At 72.0% G+C, this 20742-nt stretch carries 14 protein-coding genes; 11 read left to right on the forward strand and 3 right to left on the reverse strand.

The features are described from left to right. Together PV363_RS05550 and PV363_RS05555 are read right to left on the reverse strand one after the other, a co-directional pair. Positions 1–248, reverse strand: a 248-nt coding sequence (locus PV363_RS05550) for a hypothetical protein (protein ID WP_301021842.1), incomplete at its 3' end; no start/stop codon positions are given. Between the two features lie 41 nt (positions 249–289). Continuing rightward, positions 290–3718 carry a helicase-related protein gene (locus PV363_RS05555; protein ID WP_301021843.1) on the reverse strand — a complete coding sequence of 1143 codons (3429 nt, stop codon included), beginning with the start codon at positions 3716–3718 and terminating at the stop codon, positions 290–292. 135 nt (positions 3719–3853) lie between these two features. On the opposite strand from PV363_RS05555, the gene PV363_RS05560 reads away from it, so the two are divergent. The 6 genes from PV363_RS05560 (at position 3854) to PV363_RS05585 (ending at position 13273) form a co-directional block, all read left to right on the forward strand. Next, on the forward strand, positions 3854–4396 hold the full coding sequence (locus PV363_RS05560; RefSeq protein WP_301021844.1) for a hypothetical protein: 543 nt from the start codon (positions 3854–3856) through the stop codon (positions 4394–4396). Further along, on the forward strand, positions 4393–7758 hold the full coding sequence (gene lysX, locus PV363_RS05565) for a bifunctional lysylphosphatidylglycerol synthetase/lysine--tRNA ligase LysX (RefSeq protein WP_301021845.1): 3366 nt from the start codon (positions 4393–4395) through the stop codon (positions 7756–7758). Before PV363_RS05560 ends, lysX begins: the two co-directional genes overlap by 4 nt. 13 nt (positions 7759–7771) lie before the next feature. Next, positions 7772–9217, forward strand: coding sequence for a basic amino acid/polyamine antiporter (locus PV363_RS05570; protein ID WP_220344000.1), 1446 nt, complete (start codon positions 7772–7774; stop codon positions 9215–9217). Positions 9218–9292: 75 nt separating this feature from the next. Beyond that, complete coding sequence (locus PV363_RS05575; protein ID WP_301021846.1) at positions 9293–10678, forward strand: AAA family ATPase; 1386 nt, start codon at positions 9293–9295, stop codon at positions 10676–10678. After that, positions 10675–12693, forward strand: a complete 2019-nt coding sequence (locus PV363_RS05580) for a VWA domain-containing protein (RefSeq protein WP_301021847.1) — start codon at positions 10675–10677, stop codon at positions 12691–12693. Before PV363_RS05575 ends, PV363_RS05580 begins: the two co-directional genes overlap by 4 nt. Positions 12694–12718: 25 nt before the next feature. Then, on the forward strand, positions 12719–13273 hold the full coding sequence (locus tag PV363_RS05585; RefSeq protein ID WP_301021848.1) for a DinB family protein: 555 nt from the start codon (positions 12719–12721) through the stop codon (positions 13271–13273). A gap of 8 nt (positions 13274–13281) precedes the next feature. On the opposite strand, the gene PV363_RS05590 is transcribed toward PV363_RS05585, so the two are convergent. After that, positions 13282–14031: an IclR family transcriptional regulator gene (locus PV363_RS05590; protein ID WP_301021849.1), complete on the reverse strand. Its 750-nt coding sequence runs from the start codon at positions 14029–14031 to the stop codon at positions 13282–13284. Positions 14032–14111: 80 nt separating this feature from the next. Here PV363_RS05590 and hutH point away from each other — a divergent pair, with 80 nt between their 5' ends. The 5 genes from hutH to hutI form a co-directional block, all read left to right on the forward strand. Further along, positions 14112–15716, forward strand: a complete 1605-nt coding sequence (hutH, locus tag PV363_RS05595; RefSeq protein WP_301021850.1) for a histidine ammonia-lyase — start codon at positions 14112–14114, stop codon at positions 15714–15716. Then, complete coding sequence (gene hutU / locus PV363_RS05600) at positions 15713–17386, forward strand: urocanate hydratase (protein ID WP_301021851.1); 1674 nt, start codon at positions 15713–15715, stop codon at positions 17384–17386. The genes hutH and hutU overlap by 4 nt, the downstream gene beginning before the upstream one ends. Before the next feature lie 11 nt (positions 17387–17397). Continuing rightward, a complete protein-coding gene (locus PV363_RS05605; RefSeq protein ID WP_301021854.1) occupies positions 17398–18603 on the forward strand; it encodes an allantoate amidohydrolase in 1206 nt (401 codons plus the stop codon). Then, positions 18600–19739: a formimidoylglutamate deiminase gene (locus tag PV363_RS05610; protein WP_301021852.1), complete on the forward strand. Its 1140-nt coding sequence runs from the start codon at positions 18600–18602 to the stop codon at positions 19737–19739. Before PV363_RS05605 ends, PV363_RS05610 begins: the two co-directional genes overlap by 4 nt. Next, a partial coding sequence (gene hutI / locus PV363_RS05615; RefSeq protein WP_301021853.1) for an imidazolonepropionase occupies positions 19736–20742 on the forward strand: 1007 nt, incomplete at its 3' end. The genes PV363_RS05610 and hutI, both read left to right, overlap by 4 nt.

A 20742-nucleotide genomic window follows, 5' to 3' on the forward strand; every position in this document is an offset into this window, starting at 1 on the left:
ATCACGGTGTCGGCGGGGTCGGTCATCCAGTAGGTGTCGCAGTGGACCAGGCCTTCGGGCAACCTCCGGCTGGCGTCGGCCTCGGCGGCGGCGATCTCCAGGAGGGCATCGAAGCTCGCACGGTCAGGGCCGAACCCGTCGACCTTCCATGAGCCGGAGCCATCCAGCCCGTCCCCGTCGAACTCGGTCACGCACTCGGCCCAGGAGTCGTACAGCGCGGGGGAGGGGATGGTCAGTGTCGTCGCCACCGAGGCATTGAAGCAGAGCACCGCACCGCCGCACGTGCGCTTTAGTGCGGCTCGCGCCCCTTCGCCCACATCTTGTCCCAGCTCCCGCGGTGCCCGGTGGCCTCGAAGCCGCCCAGGTCCACGCCCGCGAAGGGGTCGTCGAGATAGCGGACCTCGTCGTACGCCGCGCCGCGCGGATCGACGCGCACCATCGCGAGCCGATAGCGCGGCGCCGCGTTCTTGCCCGTCACGACCTCGTTGTGCGTCACGAAGAAGTCGTCGGCGCCCGCGATCCGCGCCTTGACCTCGATGCGGAGCGTGTCGCCGTTCGGCTCGGTGCTGAGGACGTCGTACCCGGGGTTGTTGAACGCCTGCTCCTCCGGTGACCTCCCCAGCCGGCGTTCGCACGCGAGGACGAGATCGACGCCCCGCCGCTCGACCTCCTTCGTGGCGACGGCGTGCATCGGCGCGTGGCGGGGGAGGTCGCCGTCCACGAACCCGAGCGGCAGGACGAGCGCGGCGGTGACGATGCGCGGCGGCTTCGTCGACATCGTGGCCTGCTTGTCGAGGGTGGCGAGGCGGCGTTCGAGTCTCGCCTGCAGCTCGTGAGCCTTGCGGCGCAGACTGTCCGACGACTCCGCGGGCCTCTCGCCGACGCTCTCGCTCTGCGCGGCCAGGAAGGCATCACGCTCGAGCCGCTCACACTCGCTCTCGAGACGTCCACTGACCAGCATCCTCGCCCGGGCGAGGTCACGGGCCCGGGCGGGCTGGACCTCGGCGAGGTACGCGGGGAGCTGGTGGGCGATGATCCAGCTCATCGCCTTGGCTTCGGCGTCGACGAGCCACGGCCAGCGGCGCGCGCTCGAGGTGTCGGCCGTCGGAGGTGCGGCGACGCAGTCCAGGTACGGGGCCGGCCCGGCGCCCGTCACGACGCCCAGCTCGTCGACGTAGGCGTATCCGAACCGCCGCGCGACAGAGCCGCCCGTGCCGTCGACGATCTCCTCCACGACCCCGACGAGCAGCTGGGGTCGGTCCAGCGTGGCCGACACGAGCACCGTCCCGCGCTCCAGACAGCCGCTGAGCAGCGTGATCGACTCGGCCATCACCGCGTCGTGGAGCTGATGACCGGGAGCCAGCAGGTCTGCTCGCTCGAGACCGTCCCCCTCCATGCAGGCGAGGTCGAACGTGACGCGGTGGTAGCGCGACGAGATCGGTCCGTGCCCGCTGCTGCGGACCTGCGCCGGCACGTGCGCGATCTCGTACCGGCCCGGTTCCCGGCGCGTGATGCGCCCACCAAGGCGGGTGAACGCGGCGGTGAACGCCAGCTCGATGTAGTGCGGCTGGAGTCGGCGTGCCCGGGCCTCGTCCATCTGCCGTCGCATGGCCGCGACGTCGGCCTCCGTGAGGGAGTTGTCGGCGAGCGCCTGCTCCGCGAGGATCTCCGCGATCCCGTCGGCGACGCGGTGGTCGATGACCTCCTCCATGCTGGCGCGCACCGCAGGATCCTCGCCGTACCGGATGGCGTTCATCAGGAGATCGCGCAGCGGTGTCTCGTCGAAGGCGGCGCCGAGGACGTCGAAGACCTTGCCGCCGTACGCCTTGCGCTGCTCGTCGACCTTGTCGAGGAGGCGCTGGAAGACCTGGCCCTCCCGCGTGTTGCTGGCGACGAGGTTCCAGAGGTGGCAGACCTCCGTCTGGCCGATGCGGTGGATGCGTCCGAAGCGCTGCTCGAGACGGTTCGGGGTCCACGGGAGGTCGTAGTTGACCATCAGATGGGCGGCGTGGAGGTTCAGGCCCTCGCCGGCGGCGTCGGTCGCGAGAAGGATCTGGGCGCGGCTGTTGGTCGTGAACTCCTCGGTGATGCGCCGCCGCTCCGACCGCGGCACGCCGCCGTGGATGGCGAGGACGGCGTCCGGCCTGCCGAACAGCGCAGTGATGCGGCGTTCGAGGAAGGCCAGGGTGTCGCGGTGCTCGGTGAAGATGATGAGCTTTCGCGGACGTCCGTCCGGCGCGGTGGCGAGCGTCTCGGTCTCGAGGATCGTGCGCAGCTCGCTCCACTTGCGGTCGATGTCGGCGTCACGCACCTGCTGTGCGGCCCGCGTGAGTCCGGCGAGCTCGACCAGCTCGGCGTCGAGCTCGACGATGGTGCGGGACGCGGTCGCGGCGTCGACCAGCTCGTCCTCCAGCTCCTCGATCTCGGCGGCCGCGTACTCCTCGTCGTCGGGGATGTCCGGAAGGTCGTCGACCTCAAGCTCGACCCCCGCCTCGAGCGCGTCCGCGAGGATCTCCTCCTTGCGGCGTTCGAGGCGCGCAGTACGGCGGACGAGGGACTGGTAGATCGCCTCGGAGCTCGACGCGAGGCGCCGCTGCAGCACCGTGAGCGCGAAGCCGACGGTGGTCCGGCGCTTGCCCTCGAGCCGGTCGGCGCGGTTCATCCCGTCGCGCACGTAGGCGGTGACGTCCTCGTACAGGTCGCGCTCGAGCGACGTCAGCGCGTACGGGACGGTCTCGGCGATCCGCTCGGGGAAGAGCCGCTTGCCCTCGAAGCTGAGCAGGTCCTCCTTGACCATGCGCCGCATGAGGCCGGAGGTGTCGCCGGAGTGGGTGCCCTTGCGGAACCTGCCCTCGAACCGGTCGCGGTCGAGCAGCGTCAGGAAGAGCTGGAAGTCCTCCTCCTTGCCCGAGTGCGGGGTCGCCGTCATGAGGAGGAAGTGGCGCGTCGTGCGTGCGAGGCGCTCGCCGAGGAGGAACCGCTTGGTCTTGTGGACCTTGCCGCCGAAGTAGCGGGCACCCATCCTGTGCGCCTCGTCGACGACGACGAGGTCCCACTCGGTGTCGACCAGCTGGCGCTGGAGGCCCTCGTTGCGCGCGAGGTGGTCCATCCGTGCGATGAGCAGCGGGTGCCGCTCGAACACGTTGCCGGCGCCGTACGCGTCGACCGCCTGCGGCGTGAGCAGGTCGAAGCACAACCCGAACTTGAGGAACAGCTCGTCCTGCCACTGCTCGACGAGCCCGCCCGGCACCACGATGAGGCACCGCCTGACGTCGTCACGGAGCAGGAGCTCCTTGATGTAGAGGCCCGCCATGATCGTCTTGCCGGCGCCGGGGTCGTCGGCGAGCAGGAAGCGCAGCGGCGTGCGCGGGAGCATCTCGCCGTACACGGCACGGATCTGGTGGGGGAGCGGCTGCACGTCGCTGGTCGCGACGGCGAGCATCGGGTCGAAGAGACCGGCGAGCGTGATGCGCTGCGCCTCGGCGACGATCGCGAAGTCGGAGGCGGGCGCGTCGAACGGGCGTCCTCCGGCCTCCGCGGACCCGAGCGTGGCCTCGTCGTCGCGGAAGAGCACGCGCTGCGCGAGGCCGCCGGAGCCGAGCTTGTAGGTCACCTCGAGTGCGTCACCACCGTGCCACTGCGCGGCGAGGACGAGCACTGCCTCACCGGGCACCAGACCGGCGAGGCGTACGCCGGCGGTGACCTCTTCGAGCGTCAACGACCATGTCCTTCCCGAGAGTGGCAGCCGCCTGACTCTAGCCAGCACCGCTGACACGAACGGGGCCGTCGGACCGTCCGCGCGCGTCACTAGCCTTGCGTCGGGAACCCGCCGACGCACGAGCCGTGAGAGGTCATGAACCGAGACGAACGCAAGCAGCTGCGCGCCCTCGTGAGCGACGTCGAGCGGTGGGGTGTGCTCGTCGCCGCGGTCGCCCTCGGGGTCGTCGCGGTGCCGCTCGCACGTCTCGCCGGACCCGCGGGGGCGGTGGGGCTCGGCGCGGTCGCCGGTCTGGAGTACGGCGCGACCTCGGTGGCCGCACGCATGCTGCCCGAGACCGTGACGCTCGAGGATCTGCCGGGGGACCTGCGGCTCCTCCTGCTCGAGCCCGCTGCGTACGCGCTGGTGGTCGCGGGCGCGATCGCCATGCTGACCTACTCGACCGCACTCCAGCGCGGCACCGTCACCCAGGCCACCGGCCCGCTGGTCGTCGGTGAGACCGTCGCGCCTGCCGTGGTCGGCGTCGTGCTGCTCGGCGACCAGACACGTCCGGGGTGGGAGTGGGCCGCCGTCGTCGGGTTCACGCTCGCCGTCGCCGGTGCCGTCGGCCTTGCTCGCCACGGTGACGTCTCGGCGGACGACCGTGACGTGCACCCGAAGGAAGGAGCGTCCGCATGAGCCGCGTCGGACAACGTCGCGGCACGGCCGCCGCCGACGAACGGGAGAGGCGCTCGATCGCCGTCCTCCACCGCCCGCGCGACGACCGGTGGCCCGACGTCTTCGCCGCGGTGATGTTCGGGTTCGCGACGGTCGTGCTGATCGCCTCGGTCGTCCCTTCGTGGCGACGCTACTTCTCGGAGGACAACGACCCCGTGTCGCTGCTGACGATCCCGATCGTGCCGAGCATCGTCTATGCCGCGCTGCTCGTCGTGACGGCGGTGGCCCTCCGCCGCCGGCTGCGCGCAGCCTGGTGGTTCGTGGTCGTGTGGTGGCTCCTGGTGCCCGAGATCGGCCGCGTCGTGACGCTCGTCGACGACGGTCCGAGCGTCCCCGTGGTCGGAGGCATCGCCATCACCGCCGCCGCCATCGTGGTCGCGTGGGTGGCCCGGCCGCAGTTCACCGCGCGCCGGGTGCCCGGCAGCGTGAGCCTCGCCGCCGGATGCCTCCTCGTCGGGGGTGCGGTGGTCGTCCTCGGTGGAGCGGCCCTCGTCTTCCGAGTCGGCGAGGCGCCGAGCTTCGAGGATGCCGTCCAGTACGTCTGGAACGGCATGCTGGCCGACGTCGGCCGGGTCGCAGGCGAGTCGACGGTGTCTGCGCCGCTCTGGCTCCGCGCCCTCGTCGGCCTCACCGGTGCCGCGGTGGTGCTGCTCTCCGTCCAGCTGCTGTTCCGGCCGCCTCGGTCCAGCCGTGTGCTCGACGTCGCCGACGAGGCCCGGGTGCGGACGCTGCTGCGCGACTACGGTGACGAGGACTCGCTGGGCTACTTCGCCACCCGACGCGACAAGGCAGTCGTCTGGGACACCGAGGAGGCCGCCGACGCCAGTGCCGGCGTGTCGTACCGGGGAGTCGGCTCGGTCAGCCTGGCGAGCGGCAATCCCGTCGGGGACCCTGCTCGGTGGGACGCCGCCATCGCCCGGTGGCGCGACGCGGCGCGTGCGAGCGGACTCTCGCTCGCCGTCATGGGCGCGGGGGAGAAGGGCGCCGCGGCGTACGCGAAGGCCGGTCTCATCGCGCTCGACATCGGCGACGAGGCGGTGGTCGACCTGCAGTCGTTCTCGCTCAACGGTCCGGGGATGAAGGACGTACGCCAGTCGGTGGGCCGGATCCAGCGGCACGGCTACACCGCGACGATCGTCCGGCACTCCAGCCTGACGCCCGACGACTTCGCCGCGCTCGAGCGGGTCGCTGCCGACTGGCGCGGCGACGGCGGTGACGAGCGAGGCTTCTCGATGGCGCTCGGGCGCCTCGGCGACCCGCTGGACGGCCACTGCCTCCTGGTCCGGGCGGAGGACGCCGACGGAGCGCTGCGCGGCTTCCTCAGCTTCGTGCCCTGGGGGCGTGGCGGGCTGTCGCTCGACCTGATGCGCCGCGACCCGTCGGCCGAGAACGGGCTGGTCGAGCTCATGGTGACCTCGCTCGCCGAGCACGCCGTCGAGTTCAGCGCGGGCCGGGTCTCACTGAACTTCGCGATGTTCCGTGAGGCCTTCGAGCGCGGAGCCCAGATCGGAGCGGGGCCGGTCGCCCGGCTCTGGCGACAGGCGCTGCTGATCGCCAGCCACCGGTGGCAGCTCGAGTCGCTCTACCGGTCGAACGCCAAGTACCAACCGTCCTGGCAGCCGCGCTACATGTGCTTCGAGTACGCCTCGGACCTGCCGCGCGTCGGGACCGCGGCGGGGAGCGCAGAGGGGTTCCTCATCCGCCCGTCGCTGTCGCGGTTGCTCCGCCGCAGCGACGATGACGACGCGTTCGACACCGCCGGCGAGTCCCACGCGGCCGCCGTCCTCGCGCTGATGCCGCCGGAGCCCGACCCGGTCGCCGAGGCCTTGTCGACCGAGCGCCTCCCCGAGCAGATGCGCGTACGGCGAGCGAAGCTCGACCGTCTGCGCGCGAAGGGGATCGACCCCTATCCCGTGGTCGCTCCCCGCACGCACACGCTGGCGCAGGTCGTGGAGGAGGCCGGGACCCTGCCGCCCGACGCCGAGACGGGTCTCCACGTCTCCGTCACCGGCCGGGTGCTCCTCAAGCGCAAGCTCGGCGGGCTGGGGTTCGCGACGCTGCGCGACGGGAGCGGCGACCTGCAGGTGATGGTCGACGCCTCGGAGGTCCCGGCGCCGACGTACGACCTCTGGCGTCATGAGATCGACCTCGGCGACCAGGTCAGCGTCACCGGCAGGGTCGTCACCACGCGGCGTGGGGAGCTGTCGGTGCGGGCGGAGGACCTTCTCATCACGAGCAAGGCGCTGCGTCCGCTCCCGGACAAGTACAAGGGCCTCACCGACCCCGAGGCCCGGGTACGGAACCGCTACGTCGACCTGATCGTGCGGCCGGCGGCACGAGACCTCGCCTACACCCGGTCGACGATCGTGCGCAGCGTCCGTGACTCGTTGCAGGCTCGTGGTTTCGTCGAGGTCGAGACGCCGGTCCTGGAGCTGGTGCACGGTGGGGCCAACGCGCGACCGTTCGAGACGCACCTGAACGCCTACGACCTCGACCTCTATCTCCGGATCGCCACCGAGCTCCATCTCAAGCGGCTCCTGGTCGGCGGCATGGAGAAGGTCTTCGAGGTCGGACGGCAGTTCCGCAACGAGGGCGTCGACTTCAAGCACAACCCGGAGTTCACCTCGCTCGAGGTCTACGAGACCTACGGCGACTACACCACGATGCGCGTCCTGACCCAGGAGCTGATCCAGGAGGCTGCCACGGCGGTCTACGGGTCGCCGCTGGCACGGCGCACGGGCAAGGACGGGAAGCGGGTCGAGATCGACCTCTCGGGCGACTGGCCGGCGAAGTCGGTCTGCGAGGCGGTGTCGGAGAAGCTCGGTGAAGAGATCACGCCCGACACGCCGGTCTCAGCACTGCTGCGCCACGCCGAGGCGCTCGGGCTCGACGTCGACCCGGAGGCGCACTGGGGCCCGGTGCTGGAGGACATCTACGAGGAGCTCTGCGAGAGCAGGACGACCACGCCGGTGTTCTACACCGACTTCCCGAAGGAGAACGCGCCACTGACCCGGGAGCACCGGGTCGATCCGCGCCTGGCGGAGAAGTGGGATCTGGTGATGTTCGCCGCCGAGCAGGGGACGGCGTACTCGGAGCTCATCGATCCCGTCGACCAGCGGAAGAGGCTCGTCGCCCAGTCGTTGCGCGCGGCCGCCGGTGACCCGGAGGCGATGCAGGTCGACGAGGACTTCCTGCGAGCCCTCGAGTACGGGATGCCTCCCACCGGCGGCATGGGCCTGGGGATCGACCGCCTGGTCATGAATCTGACCGGCCTGTCGATCCGAGACACGATCCTGTTCCCCCTCGTCCGTCCAGACGCCTGACGGGGTGGCGGGGATGGTGACGCGCGAGGCCGCTCCCGGGCTGCAGAAGGTCTCGGTCCTCACCCTGACCGGGCTGGTCGTCGGCTCGATGGTGGGGGGCGGGGTCTTCACCCTGCCGCAGGAGTTCGGGACGGCCGCGGGGGTGATCGCCGCGGTGATCGCGTGGACCATCGCGGGCACGGGGATGATGATGCTCGCCTTCGTGTTCCAGTCGCTCGCGGTCCGGCGGCCCGACCTCGACACCGGCATGTACAGCTATGCCGAGGCCGGGTTCGGCTCCTACCTCGGGTTCAATGCCGCGTTCGGCTACTGGGCGAGCAACGTCGCCGGGAACGTCTTCTTCATGGTGCTGACCATGGCGACCCTCGGAGAGTTCTTCCCGTCGCTCGGGGACGGCACCACCGTGCTGGCCGTCGCCGTGGCGTCGGTGGTCGTGTGGGTCTTCCACGCCTTGATCGCGCAAGGCGTGCGGCAGGCGGCCGTGATCAACCGGGTGGTCACGGCGGCCAAGCTCGTGCCCATCCTGACCTTCGTCGTGGTCGTCGCGCTCGCCTTCGATCCCACGGTCTTCGCCGACAACCTCTGGGGCGGTAGGACGCACACCGCCGGTGCGGTCTTCGAGCAGGTCAAGAGCACGATGCTGGTGACGACGTTCGTCTTCCTCGGGGTCGAGGGGGCGAGCGTCTACTCGCGGCTGGCACGCCGCCGGGGCGATGTCGGGCGGGCGACCGTGACGGGTCTTCTCTCCGTCCTGGGGATCTTCGTGGCCGTCACCATGGTCTCGTACGGGGTGCTTCCCCGCGGCGAGCTCGCCGACGCGCGCCAACCCTCGATGGGCGCCGTGCTGGAGTCGGTCGTGGGCGGCTGGGGGGCGACATTCGTCAGCGTCGGTGTCGTCGTGTCGGTCCAGGGCGCCTTCCTGGCCTGGACCCTGATCAGCGCCGAGATCCTCTACACGCCGGCCCGTGACCAGGTGATGCCACGCTTCCTCGCCCGCACCAACGAGCACGCGACGCCGATCCTCGCGCTGCTCGTGACCAACCTGGCGGTCCAGGCGCTGCTGCTCGTGTCGTTGGTGATCGAGAACGCGCTGAGCTTCATGCTCAAGCTCGACACCGCGCTCGTCCTCATCCCGTACCTCCTGGCGGCCGCCTACGCGCTCAAGCTCACGGTGACCCGCGAGACCTACGGTGCGCAGGACGAGCCCGTCCGGCGACGGCAGCAGCGGATCGCCGTGCTCGCCGTGCTCTATGCGCTGTTCCTCCTCTACGCGGCGGGCGTCGAGTACCTCCTGATGGCGTGCATCGTCTACGCGCCCGGAGTGGTCCTCTACGTGGTGGCGCGTCGAGAGCAGCACCAGCGGCTGTTCACCCGTGCCGAGGCCCTGTGCTGCGCGGTGCTCGTCGCAGCGGCCGGGGTAGGCGTCGTCCTGGTTGCGACGGGGGAGCTCCGGCTCTGACGCGCTGGGCCTCGTCTGTCTGCGCTCAGCGAAACGTCGTCGGTGGATCCTGGGGTCCCGGACTAGCGTGGAGACGTGAACGCCTCTCCTTCCACCGTCGGTGAGCTGCGCGCCGCCGGCCACGTCCAGAAGTCCGTCCGCGAGGAGGTCCGTGACAACCTCCTCGCCGCGCTCGGCGAGGGGCGCGACCCGTGGCCCGGTCTGCACGGTCTCGAGGACACGGTGCTCCCTCAGCTCGAGCGCGCGCTCATCGCCGGGCACGACGTCGTCCTGCTCGGTGAGCGTGGACAGGGCAAGACCCGCCTTCTGCGGACGCTGGTCGGCCTGCTCGACGAGTGGACCCCGGTCATCGACGGGTCAGAGCTCGGCGAGCATCCGTACGACCCCATCACCCCGCTCTCCCGCCGGCGGGCCGCCGAGCTGGGCGACGCGCTGCCGGTCGCCTGGCGGCACCGCGACGAGCGGTACGCCGAGAAGCTCGCGACCCCCGACACGAGCGTCGCCGACCTGATCGGCGACGTCGACCCCATGAAGGTGGCCGAGGGCCGGTCGCTCGGCGACCCGGAGACCATCCACTTCGGCCTCGTCCCGCGCTCGCACCGCGGCGTCGTCGCGATCAACGAGCTTCCCGACCTGGCGGAGCGGATCCAGGTCGCGATGCTCAACGTGATGGAGGAGCGCGACGTGCAGATCCGCGGCTATGTGCTGCGCCTGCCGCTCGACGTCCTCGTGCTGGCCACCGCCAACCCTGAGGACTACACCAACCGCGGACGCATCATCACGCCCTTGAAGGACCGCTTCGGCGCGGAGATCCGTACCCACTACCCGCTCGAGCTCGAGGACGAGATCGCCGTCGTCAAGCAGGAGGCGCATCTCGTCGCGACGGTTCCTGACTTCCTCCTGGAGATCCTGGCCCGTTTCACACGGTCGTTGCGCGAGTCGAACGCCGTCGACCAGCGGTCGGGGGTCTCGGCCCGGTTCTCGATCGCCGGCGCTGAGACCGTCGCGGCGTCGGCGCTGCACCGCGCGACGATCCAGGGAGAGGCCACCGCGGTCGCCCGCGTGGTCGACCTCGAGACGGCCGTCGACGTGCTCGGCGGCAAGATCGAGTTCGAGACCGGCGAGGAGGGTCGTGAGCGGGAGATCCTGGACCACGTCCTCCGGACGGCGACGGCGGAGACCGTGCGGCACCGCCTGCGCGGCATCGACTTCGCCCTCCTGGTCGAGGCGTTCGCGGCCGGTGCGACCGTGATGACAGGTGAGCAGGTCGCGGCCTCGGACGTCTTGGCGGGCCTGCCGGTCCTCGGTGAGTCGGAGCTGTACGACGAGGTGATGGATCGCCTGGGGGCGGCGGCCGACGACGGAGAGCGGGCGAGCGCGATGGAGCTGGCCCTCGAAGGGCTGTTCCTCGCTCGCCGGATCGGGAAGGACTCCGCCGGAGGCGAGACGGTGTACGGATGACCAGGCGCGGCAGCTCGTACGGGCGTTACACCGGCGGAGACCCGCTGGCGCCCCCGGTGGACCTCGGGGAGGCGCTCGACGCCATCGGTGAGGACGTCATGGCGGGGTCGTCGCCGGAGCGTGCGGTGCGCGAGGTGTTGCGGCGCGGCACGAACGGTCAGGCCGGGCTCGACGACCTGGCGCGACGTGTCGCCCAGCGCCGACGTGACCTCCTCGACCGTCACGACCTCGACGGCACGCTGCGTGAGGCGCGTGAGCTCCTCGACCGTGCGGTTCTCGAGGAGCGCAAGCAGCTCGCTCGCGACCTGGACGACGACGCCCGGTTCGCGGAGATGCGGATCGAGGACCTGCCGCCGTCCACCGCAGCGGCGGTCTCGGAGCTCTCGGACTACCAGTGGCGCAGCACGCAGGCGCGCGAGGACTACGAGCGGATCAAGGACCTGCTCGGTCGTGAGCTCCTCGATCAGCACTTCGCCGGCATGAAGCAGGCGCTCGAGAGCGCGACCGACGAGGACCGCGCCCGGGTCGCGCAGATGATCGGCGATCTCAACGACCTCCTCGCGGCGCACCGTCGCGGTGAGGACACCGACGACCAGTTCGCCGAGTTCATGGAGCGCCACGGCGACTTCTTCCCGGAGAACCCGGAGACGGTCGAGGAGCTGATCGACTCGCTGGCCGCGCGGGCGGCTGCCGCGCAGCGGATGCTCGGCTCGATGACTGCGGAGCAGCGCGAGGAGCTGATGGCGCTGTCGGCGAACGCCTTCGGCAGCCCCGACCTCCAGGAGGCGCTCGGGCAGCTCGACGCCAACCTCCAGGCGCTACGGCCCGGCGAGGACTGGTCGGGCTCCGAGGAGTTCGGCGGCGACCAGGGCCTCGGGCTCGGGGACGGCACCGGCGTCCTGCAGGAGATCGCCGCTCTGGACGCGCTCGGCGAGCAGCTGTCGCAGGCCTACCCGGGGGCGCGGATGAGTGACATCGACCTCGATGCGCTGGAGCGGCACCTCGGTGAGGAGGCGGCGGTCGACGCGCGCACGCTCACCGACCTCGAGCGGGCGCTGCGTGACAGCGGCGCCCTCAAGCGGGGGACCGACGGCGCTCTGCGGCTGTCGCCCAAGGCGATCCGTCAGCTCGGGAAGTCGCTCCTGCGCGACGTCTCCCAGCGGATGTCGGGTCGCCAGGGTGCCCGCGACGTACGCCGGGCCGGCGCCGCGGGCGAGATGTCGGGGGCGACGCGCGAGTGGGCGTTCGGCGACACCGAGCCGTGGGACGTCACGCGCACTGTGACCAACGCCGTCGCCCGGACGGCGTCCGAGGGCCGCGACCCACGCGGCGGCGTTCGCCTCGACATCGGTGACGTCGAGGTCAGCGAGACCGAGGCGCGGACGCAGGCGGCGGTGGCGCTGCTCGTCGACACGTCCTTCTCGATGGCGATGGACGGCCGCTGGGTGCCGATGAAGCGGACGGCGCTCGCTCTCCACACGTTGATCCAGAGCCGGTTCCGCGGCGACCACCTGCAGCTGGTCGGCTTCGGGCCGTACGCCGAGGTGATGGAGATCGACCAGCTCACCGCGCTCGACGCCAAGTGGGACAAGGGCACCAACCTGCACCACGCGCTGATGCTCGCGAGCCGCCACTTCCGCAAGCACCCCAACGCCCAGCCCGTGCTGCTGATCGTGACCGACGGCGAGCCGACGTCGCACCTGGAGCAGGACGGCGAGGTCTTCTTCTCGTACCCGCCGGCACCACGGACAGTGGCGGTGACCGTCAAGGCGCTCGACGACGTCGGCCGCTTCGGGGCCCAGACGACGTTCTTCCGGCTCGGGGACGACCCCGGCCTCGCGAGGTTCATCGAGCAGATGGCGCGTCGCGTCGACGGGCGAGTCGTCGCGCCCGAGCTCGACGACCTCGGCGTCGCGGTCGTGGACAGCTATCTCGGATCGCGCGGCAGCTCGTCGTACGACGGTGGCTCGTACGGAGGATGGTTCGGGGGGCGTGGCTACTGGGTCGACGAGTAGGCCGTCGACCGTGGAGACTGTCGAGGTGAGCAACCAACGACAGTCTCCGGACATGTGGATGGACAGGCAGGACGACCCTCGCGAGAGCGATGCCCTGCCCGTCGGCGAGCGGGCGACGTTGCTCGAATACCTCCGGGTCTACCGGCTGACGCTGCCGATGAAGTGTGAGGGGCTCGACGCCGAGCAGATGGCGCGCCGGTCGGTCCCCCCGTCGTCGATGTCGCTGCTCGGTCTGGTCCGGCACATGGCTGACGTGGAGCGGACGTGGTTCCGGCAGGTCCTCGCCGGTGAGGACGTGCCGCGTCACTACCGCACGGCGGAGGACCGCGACGCGGACTTCAACGGTGCGGTCGCCGACGAGGAGGTCGTGGCCGACGCGTGGCGGCGGTGGGAGGACGAGGTCAACTACGCGGAGACGTTCGTCGAGGCGGCCGACGATCTCGGTGTGATCGCGCGCAACACCGAGCGTGGCGAGATCGCGCTGCGGGAGGTGCTGGTGCACATGATCGAGGAGTACGCCAGGCATATCGGCCACGCCGATCTGCTCCGCGAGTGCATCGACGGCCGCACGGGCCAGTAGGACGTCGCTCAGCGTGCGTGGAGACGGCGGTCGAGGGTGTCGGCGGTGGCGCGCACGGCGGTGACGACCGCGCCGTCGGACACGTCCGCCGCCGACTCCCAGGTGACGGCGACCGCGGCACGGACGGAGGGGCCGGTGAGCGCGACGGCGACGGACCGGAACCCTGGCGTCACCTCGCCGTCCTCCGTGGCGTGGCCCCGTCGGCGGGTCGTGCCGAGGAGGTCGCGCAGCTGGGTCGGCGTGCGCGGGCCGACGCCGCTACGGCTCACGAACGCCGACGCGTCGGGATAGAGCGCACGGACCTGCGGGCGCGCCAGGGTCGCGAGGATCGCCCGTCCGGACGCGGTCAGGTGCGCCGGCAGCCGTACGCCGACGTCGGTCACCAGCGACGGCCGACCCCGAGCGCGCTCCTCGAGGACGTACAGGACGTCCGACCCGTGGAGCACGGCGAGATGCGCCGACTGGCCGAGCGCGTCGACCAGCCGTGCCAGCGGGACGCGGGCCAGGCGGGCGAGCGGCTCCTGCTGGGCGAAGGCGAGCCCGACCTCCCACGCGCCGATCCCGAGCCCCCACGTGCGGTCGTCGGGGTAGTGGACGACGAAGTCCTCCTCCGCCATCGCGGCGAGCAGATGGTAGGCCGACGAACGGGGGAGCCCGATCTCGGCGGCGATCCGGCTGGCAGGGAGGGGCACGGGCTGGCCCGACAGGAAGCGCAGCACGCGCAGGGTGGCGGTGGCGGCCGGGACCGGACGAGTCACCTCGCCAGTGTCTCGTATCCGAGACGTCGGTGTGCGTGACGCCGTAGCGGCCGCCTGCCGTCGCCCCGTGCAATGGACCCATGCACACCGTCATCGTCGGTCCCGGGCCGCTCGCACCCGGGGAGGTCGTCGCCGTGGCCCGCGAGGGAGCCCGCGTGGTGCTGTCCGAGGACGCCCGCACGGCGATCAAGACCGCCCGTACCCATGTGGAGGCGCTCGCTGCGTCCGACGAGCCGGTCTACGGCGTCTCGACCGGCTTCGGCGCTCTCGCCACGCGGCACATCCCGGCCGACCGGCGTACGCAGCTCCAGCGCAGCCTGATCCGCTCCCACGCGGCCGGCACAGGACCGCGGGTCGAGGACGAGGTCGTCCGGGCGCTCATGCTCCTGCGTCTCTCGACCATGGCCACCGGCCGGACCGGTGTCCGGCTCGAGACCGCGGACGCGTACGCCGCACTCCTGAACGCCCACCTGACCCCGGTCGTCCGCGAGTACGGCAGCCTCGGCTGCTCGGGCGACCTCGCGCCCCTCGCGCACTGCGCGCTGGCCGTCACGGGAGAGGGCGAGGTGGTGGACCGCAGCACGGGCGACGGTGCCGTACGCCCTGCGGCCGAGGCGCTCCGCGACCACGGGCTCACCCCGGTCGTCCTCGCCGAGAAGGAGGGCCTCGCCCTCATCAACGGCACCGACGGGATGCTCGGCATGCTCGTCCTTGCGCTGCACGACCTGCGGATGCTGCTCGACACCGCCGACCTCGCTGCGGCGATGAGCGTCGAGGGCCAGCTCGGGACCGACCGGGTCTTCGCCAAGGAGCTGATGGCCCTGCGGCCGCATCCGGGTCAGGCGACGTCGGCAGCGCACCTCCGAGCGCTGTTGGCCGGCTCGGAGATCGTGGCGAGCCACCGGCACGGCGACGGCGTGGTCCAGGACGCGTACTCGTTGCGCTGCACCCCCCAGGTCCACGGAGCCGCCCGTGACACGGTCGACCACGCGGCGACCGTGGCGGAGCGCGAGCTCGCGTCGGCGATCGACAACCCGTCGGTGCTGCCGGACGGGACGGTCTCGTCGCACGGCAACTTCCACGGCGCGCCTCTCGCCTACGTCCTCGACTTCCTGGCGATCGCGGTCGCGGACGTCGCGGGCATCAGCGAGCGGCGTACGGACCGGTTCCTCGACGTGGCGCGCAGCCGCGGGCTGCCCCGCTTCCTCGCCGACGACCCCGGCGTCGACTCCGGGGCGATGATCGCGCAGTACACGCAGGCCGCCCTGGTCGCCGAGCTCAAGCGCCTCGCCGTACCGGCCAGCGTCGACTCGATCCCGTCCAGCGCCATGCAGGAGGACCACGTCTCGCTGGGGTGGTCGGCGGCGCGCAAGCTCCGCCGTGCGGTCGACGCGCTGACCCGGGTGCTGGCGATCGAGGTGATGGTCGCGGCGCGCGGGATCGATCTGCGCGCGCCGCTCGCCAAAAAAAAAACGACCGGCGCCGCGGTCGGGCTGCTGCGCGAGCACGTCCCCGGGCCCGGTCCCGACCGCTTCCTCGCCCCCGAGATCGACGCGGCGGTGGCCCTCGTACGCAGCGGCGCGCTCCGTCCCCGATTTGTGCAGCTGGTCACGGAATCCGGTACCGAAAACCCTGATGACGTGCACACATCGGGGACGGGACCGACACAGGAGGCACCACGATGAGCACGCACCCACCCGTACGGGCGGCCCGAGGGACCACCCTCACCGCCCGCTCGTGGCAGACCGAGGCTCCGCTGCGGATGCTCATGAACAACCTCGACCCCGACGTCGCCGAGCGCCCGGAGGACCTCGTCGTCTACGGCGGTACGGGACGCGCCGCCCGGAGCTGGGCGGCGTACGACGCGATCGTGGACGCCCTGCGCACCCTCGCCGACGACGAGACGCTGCTGGTGCAGTCCGGCAAGCCCGTGGGCGTGTTCCGTACCCACGCGTGGGCACCGCGCGTCCTCATCGCCAACTCCAACCTCGTCGGTGACTGGGCGACCTGGCCGGAGTTCCGGCGACTCGAGGCCGAAGGGCTCACGATGTACGGCCAGATGACGGCGGGTTCGTGGATCTACATCGGGACCCAGGGCATCCTCCAGGGCACGTACGAGACGTTCGGCGCCGTGGCGCGCACGCTCCACGCGTCCGGCCGGCTCGATCAGCCCAGCCTCGCCGGGACCCTGACCCTGACCGCGGGTTGCGGCGGCATGGGAGGCGCCCAGCCCCTCGCGGTCACCATGAACGAGGGCGTGGCGCTCGTGGTCGACGTGGACGAGTCGCGGCTCGCGCGGCGGGTCGAGCACGGCTACCTCGACGAGCACACCCGTGACCTCGACGAGGCGGTCGAGCGCGTCCTCGCCGCCAAGAAGGACCGCCTCCCGCTCTCGGTCGGGGTGGTCGGCAACGCCGCCACGGTGTTCCCCGAGCTGCTCGCCCGCGGTGCCGCCATCGACGTGGTCACCGACCAGACCAGCGCGCACGACCCCTTGAGCTATCTCCCCGAAGGGGTCTCCGTCGCCGACTGGAGGACGCTGGCAGACCGCGACCCCGAGGAGTTCACCCGCCGCGCCCGCGCATCGATGGCCCGCCACGTCGAGGCCATGGTCGGCTTCATGGACGCCGGTGCCGAGGTCTTCGACTACGGAAACTCGATCCGTGAGGAGGCGAGGCTCGGCGGGTACGACCGTGCGTTCGCCTTCCCGGGCTTCGTCCCGGCCTACATCCGCCCGTTGTTCTGCGAGGGCAAGGGACCGTTCCGGTGGGCCGCGCTGTCCGGCGACCCGGCCGACATCGCCGCGACCGACCGCGCGGTCCTCGACCTCTTTCCTGAGGACGAGCACCTCCGCCGCTGGATCACCCGGGCGGGGGAGAAGGTGCACTTCGAGGGGCTGCCGGCCAGGATCTGCTGGCTCGGGTACGGCGAGCGTCATCGCGCCGGACTGCGGTTCAACGAGATGGTCGCCTCCGGGGAGCTCACCGCTCCGGTCGTGATCGGACGCGACCATCTCGACTCCGGCTCGGTCGCTTCTCCGTACCGCGAGACCGAGTCGATGGCGGACGGCTCGGACGCGATCGCGGACTGGCCGCTGCTCAACGCCCTGCTCAACACCGCCTCGGGCGCGACCTGGGTGTCGCTGCACCACGGGGGCGGTGTCGGCATCGGGCGCTCGATCCACGCCGGTCAGGTCGTCGTCGCCGACGGGACCAGCCTCGCCGCCGAGAAGATCGAGCGCGTCCTCACCAACGATCCCGGGACGGGCGTGATGCGGCACGTCGACGCCGGGTACGACCGGGCGCGCGAGGTGGCGCACGAGCGCGGCGTGCGCATCCCGATGGAGGAGGGGTGAACGCGGTGAGCATGCTCGCCGCGATCGAGCGCATCGGCCGCGACCGTCGCACGGGAGGCTACCGCCGCTTCGCGTGGAACGACGCGGACATGGAGCTGCGCGAGTGGTTCGCCGACGAGGCGGCGGCGCGCGGTATGGCGTACGAGGAGGACGGCAACGGCAACCAGGTCGCCTGGCTGGGCGCCGGCGCCAGCGGAGGAGACGGCGCCAGCGGGGGAGAGGGCGCGGACGCCCTGCTCCTCGGGTCGCACCTGGACTCCGTGCCCGACGGCGGCGCGTACGACGGGCCTCTCGGCGTCGTGTCCTCCTTCGCGGCGCTCGACCAGCTGCGACGGGACGGCTTCGTCCCGTCGCGGCCGATCGCCGTGGCCTGCTTCGCCGACGAGGAGGGCGCACGCTTCGGGGTCGCCTGCGCCGGTTCGCGCCTCGCAGCGGGGACCCTCGCGCCGGAGAAGGCCCTGGCGCTCACCGACGTCGACGGCTGCACGCTGGCCGAGGTGATGAGGGCGCGTGGCCGCGACCCGCGCAGGGTCGGCCGCAGCGCGTGGCTGGACCGTGTCGGTGCCTTCGTCGAGCTCCACGTCGAGCAGGGCCGCGCGCTGGTCCACTCCGGCGACGCCGTCGGCGTCGCGACGGCGATCTGGCCGCACGGGCGCTGGCGCCTCGACTTCTCCGGTCGCGCCGACCACGCCGGGACCACCCCGATGGAGGACCGGCGCGACCCGATGCCCGCGTACGCCGCCACCGTCGTCGCGGCGACCGCGCGCGCCGTCGACGCCCAGGCGCGGGCGACCTTCGGAAGGGTCGTCGTCGAGCCGGGCGGGGCCAACGCCGTGCCGTCGCGCGTGTCGGGCTGGCTCGACGCCCGCGCGCCGGACGACGGCGCCCTCGCGCGGCTGATCGACACCGTCCTCGTCGATGCTCGCGCGGCGGCGGCGCAGGCCCGCGTGGGACTGGGGGTCACCGTGGAGTCTGCGAGCCCCGCGGTCGGGTTCGACACGGCGCTGCGCGAGAGGCTCGCCGCGGTGCTCGCGGCGCCGTCGTTGCCGACGGGCGCCGGCCACGACGCGGGCGTACTGAGCCGCGTGGTCCCCACCGCCATGCTCTTCGTGCGCAACCCCACCGGCGTCTCGCACTCGCCGGACGAGCACGCCGACGACGCCGACTGCGCGGCCGGGGTCGACGCCCTGGCGACCGTGGTGCGGGAGCTCGCGTGACCACCTTCCCCGGCCTCGCCAACTGCCACAGCCACGTCTTCCACCGCGCCCTGCGCGGTCGCGAGGTCGGCGGTGCGACGTTCTGGGGATGGCGCGAGCGGATGTACGCCGTCGCGTCCGTGCTCGACCCCGACCTCCTCCACGACCTCGCCGTGGCGACCTACGCGGAGATGCGGCTGGCGGGGATCGGTGCCGTCGGCGAGTTCCACTACCTCCACCACGGTCCTGACGGCACCCCCTACGACGACCCGAACGCGATGGGCGAGGCCGTGGTCGCCGCCGCTCGCGACGTCGGCCTTCGCATCTGCCTCCTCGACACCTGCTATCTCTCTGCCGGGTTCGGGGTGCCGGTCGAGGGAGTCCAGCACCGCTTCTGCGACGGAGACGCCGACGCGTGGGCGTCGCGGGTCGACGACCTCGCCGGTCGCCACGCAGGTGCGGACGACGTCGTGGTCGGTACGGCGCTGCACTCCGTACGCGCGGTGCCCGTCGAGGCGCTCGCCACGGTCGCGCAGGCACACCCCGACGCCCCGCTGCACGTGCACGTCTCGGAGCAGCCGCGGGAGAACGACGACTGCGTCACGGCCACCGGACGTACCCCGGTGGCCCTGCTCGCCGAGGCGGGGGTGTTGTCGCCGCGGACCACGGCCGTGCACGCCACGCATCTCACCGACGACGACGTCGCGGCCCTCGGTGACGCACAGGCGTACGTCTGCCTCTGCCCCACCACCGAGGCCGAGCTCGCCGACGGCGTCGGGCCGTCGACGCGGTTGCGCGAGGCAGGCGCGCGCCTGACGCTCGGCTCGGACAGCAACACGGTGATCGACGTGTTCGCGGAGGCGAGGGCGGTGGAGATGCACCAGCGGCTGGTGAGCGGGCGGCGAGGGTGGTGGACCGCCGAGGAGCTCGGCGAGGCCGCGACCCGGACCGGCTACGCATCCCTGGGCCTGCCGCCCGAGCTCGCGGACGCCGACGCGATCAGGCTGCGCGACTCCGTACGCCTGTCCGGTGTGTCCGAGCCCCTGTGGGCCGCGACCGCGGCGGACGTGGAGCCGCCCGCGAGCCTCCCGTACGACGAGGCGGACGTGGCGGAGATGATGCGTCGCGCGGTCGCCACGATCTGGGAGCGCGCGTGACCAGCCTCCTGCTGACCGACATCGGCGAGCTGGTCACGTGGGACGACGACCGCCCGGTCCGTCGTGACGCCGCGCTCGTCGTGGACGACGGAAGCATCGCCTGGGTCGGCGAGGCCGCCGAGGCGCCGCCGGCCGACGACGTGGTGGACGTCGACGGGGGCACGGTCGTCCCCGGGTTCGTCGACTCCCACAGCCACCTCGTCTTCGCCGGCGACCGGGCTGCGGAGTTCGAGGCTCGGATGGCGGGTCGGGCGTACACCGCGGGCGGGATTCGCGCGACGGTCGCGGCCACCCGCGAGGCCAGCGACCACACGCTCGACAGGCAGGTGCGCAGGCTGCTCGCCGAGATGCGCAGGCAGGGGACGACCACCGTCGAGATCAAGAGCGGGTACGGACTCACCGTCGACGACGAGGCGCGCTCCCTGGCGATCGCGGCCCGGCACACCGACGAGACGACGTACCTCGGCGCCCACGTGGTGCCGGAGGGGACGACCACCGAGTCCTACGTCGACCTCGTCACGGGGCCGATGCTCGACGCCTGTGCCCCGCACGCACGGTGGATCGACGTCTTCTGCGAGGAGGGTGCGTTCGACGCCGAGGCCTCGCGCACGGTCCTGAGGGCCGGGCACGCGGCGGGACTCGGGCTGCGCGTCCACGCCAACCAGCTGGGCCACGGCCGGGGCGTCCGGCTCGCCTGCGAGCTCGGTGCGGCGGCGGTGGACCACTGCACCTACCTGAGCGACGCCGACGTCGAGGCGCTCGCGTCCTCTGGCACCGTCGCGGGCCTGCTGCCGGGGGTCGAGTTCTCCACCCGTCACCCCTACCCCGACGCCCGGCGTCTGCTCGACGCCGGTGTCACCGTCGCGCTGGCCAGTGACTGCAACCCCGGCAGCAGCTTCACCTCGTCGATCCCTTTCTGCATCGCTCTGGCCGTCCGCGAGATGGGGATGACCCCGTACGAGGCACTCCGGGCCGCCACGCTCGGCGGCGCGGCCTCGCTTCG

The organism is Mumia sp., assembly GCF_028803055.1.
Taxonomy (GTDB): Bacteria; Actinomycetota; Actinomycetes; order Propionibacteriales; family Nocardioidaceae; genus Mumia.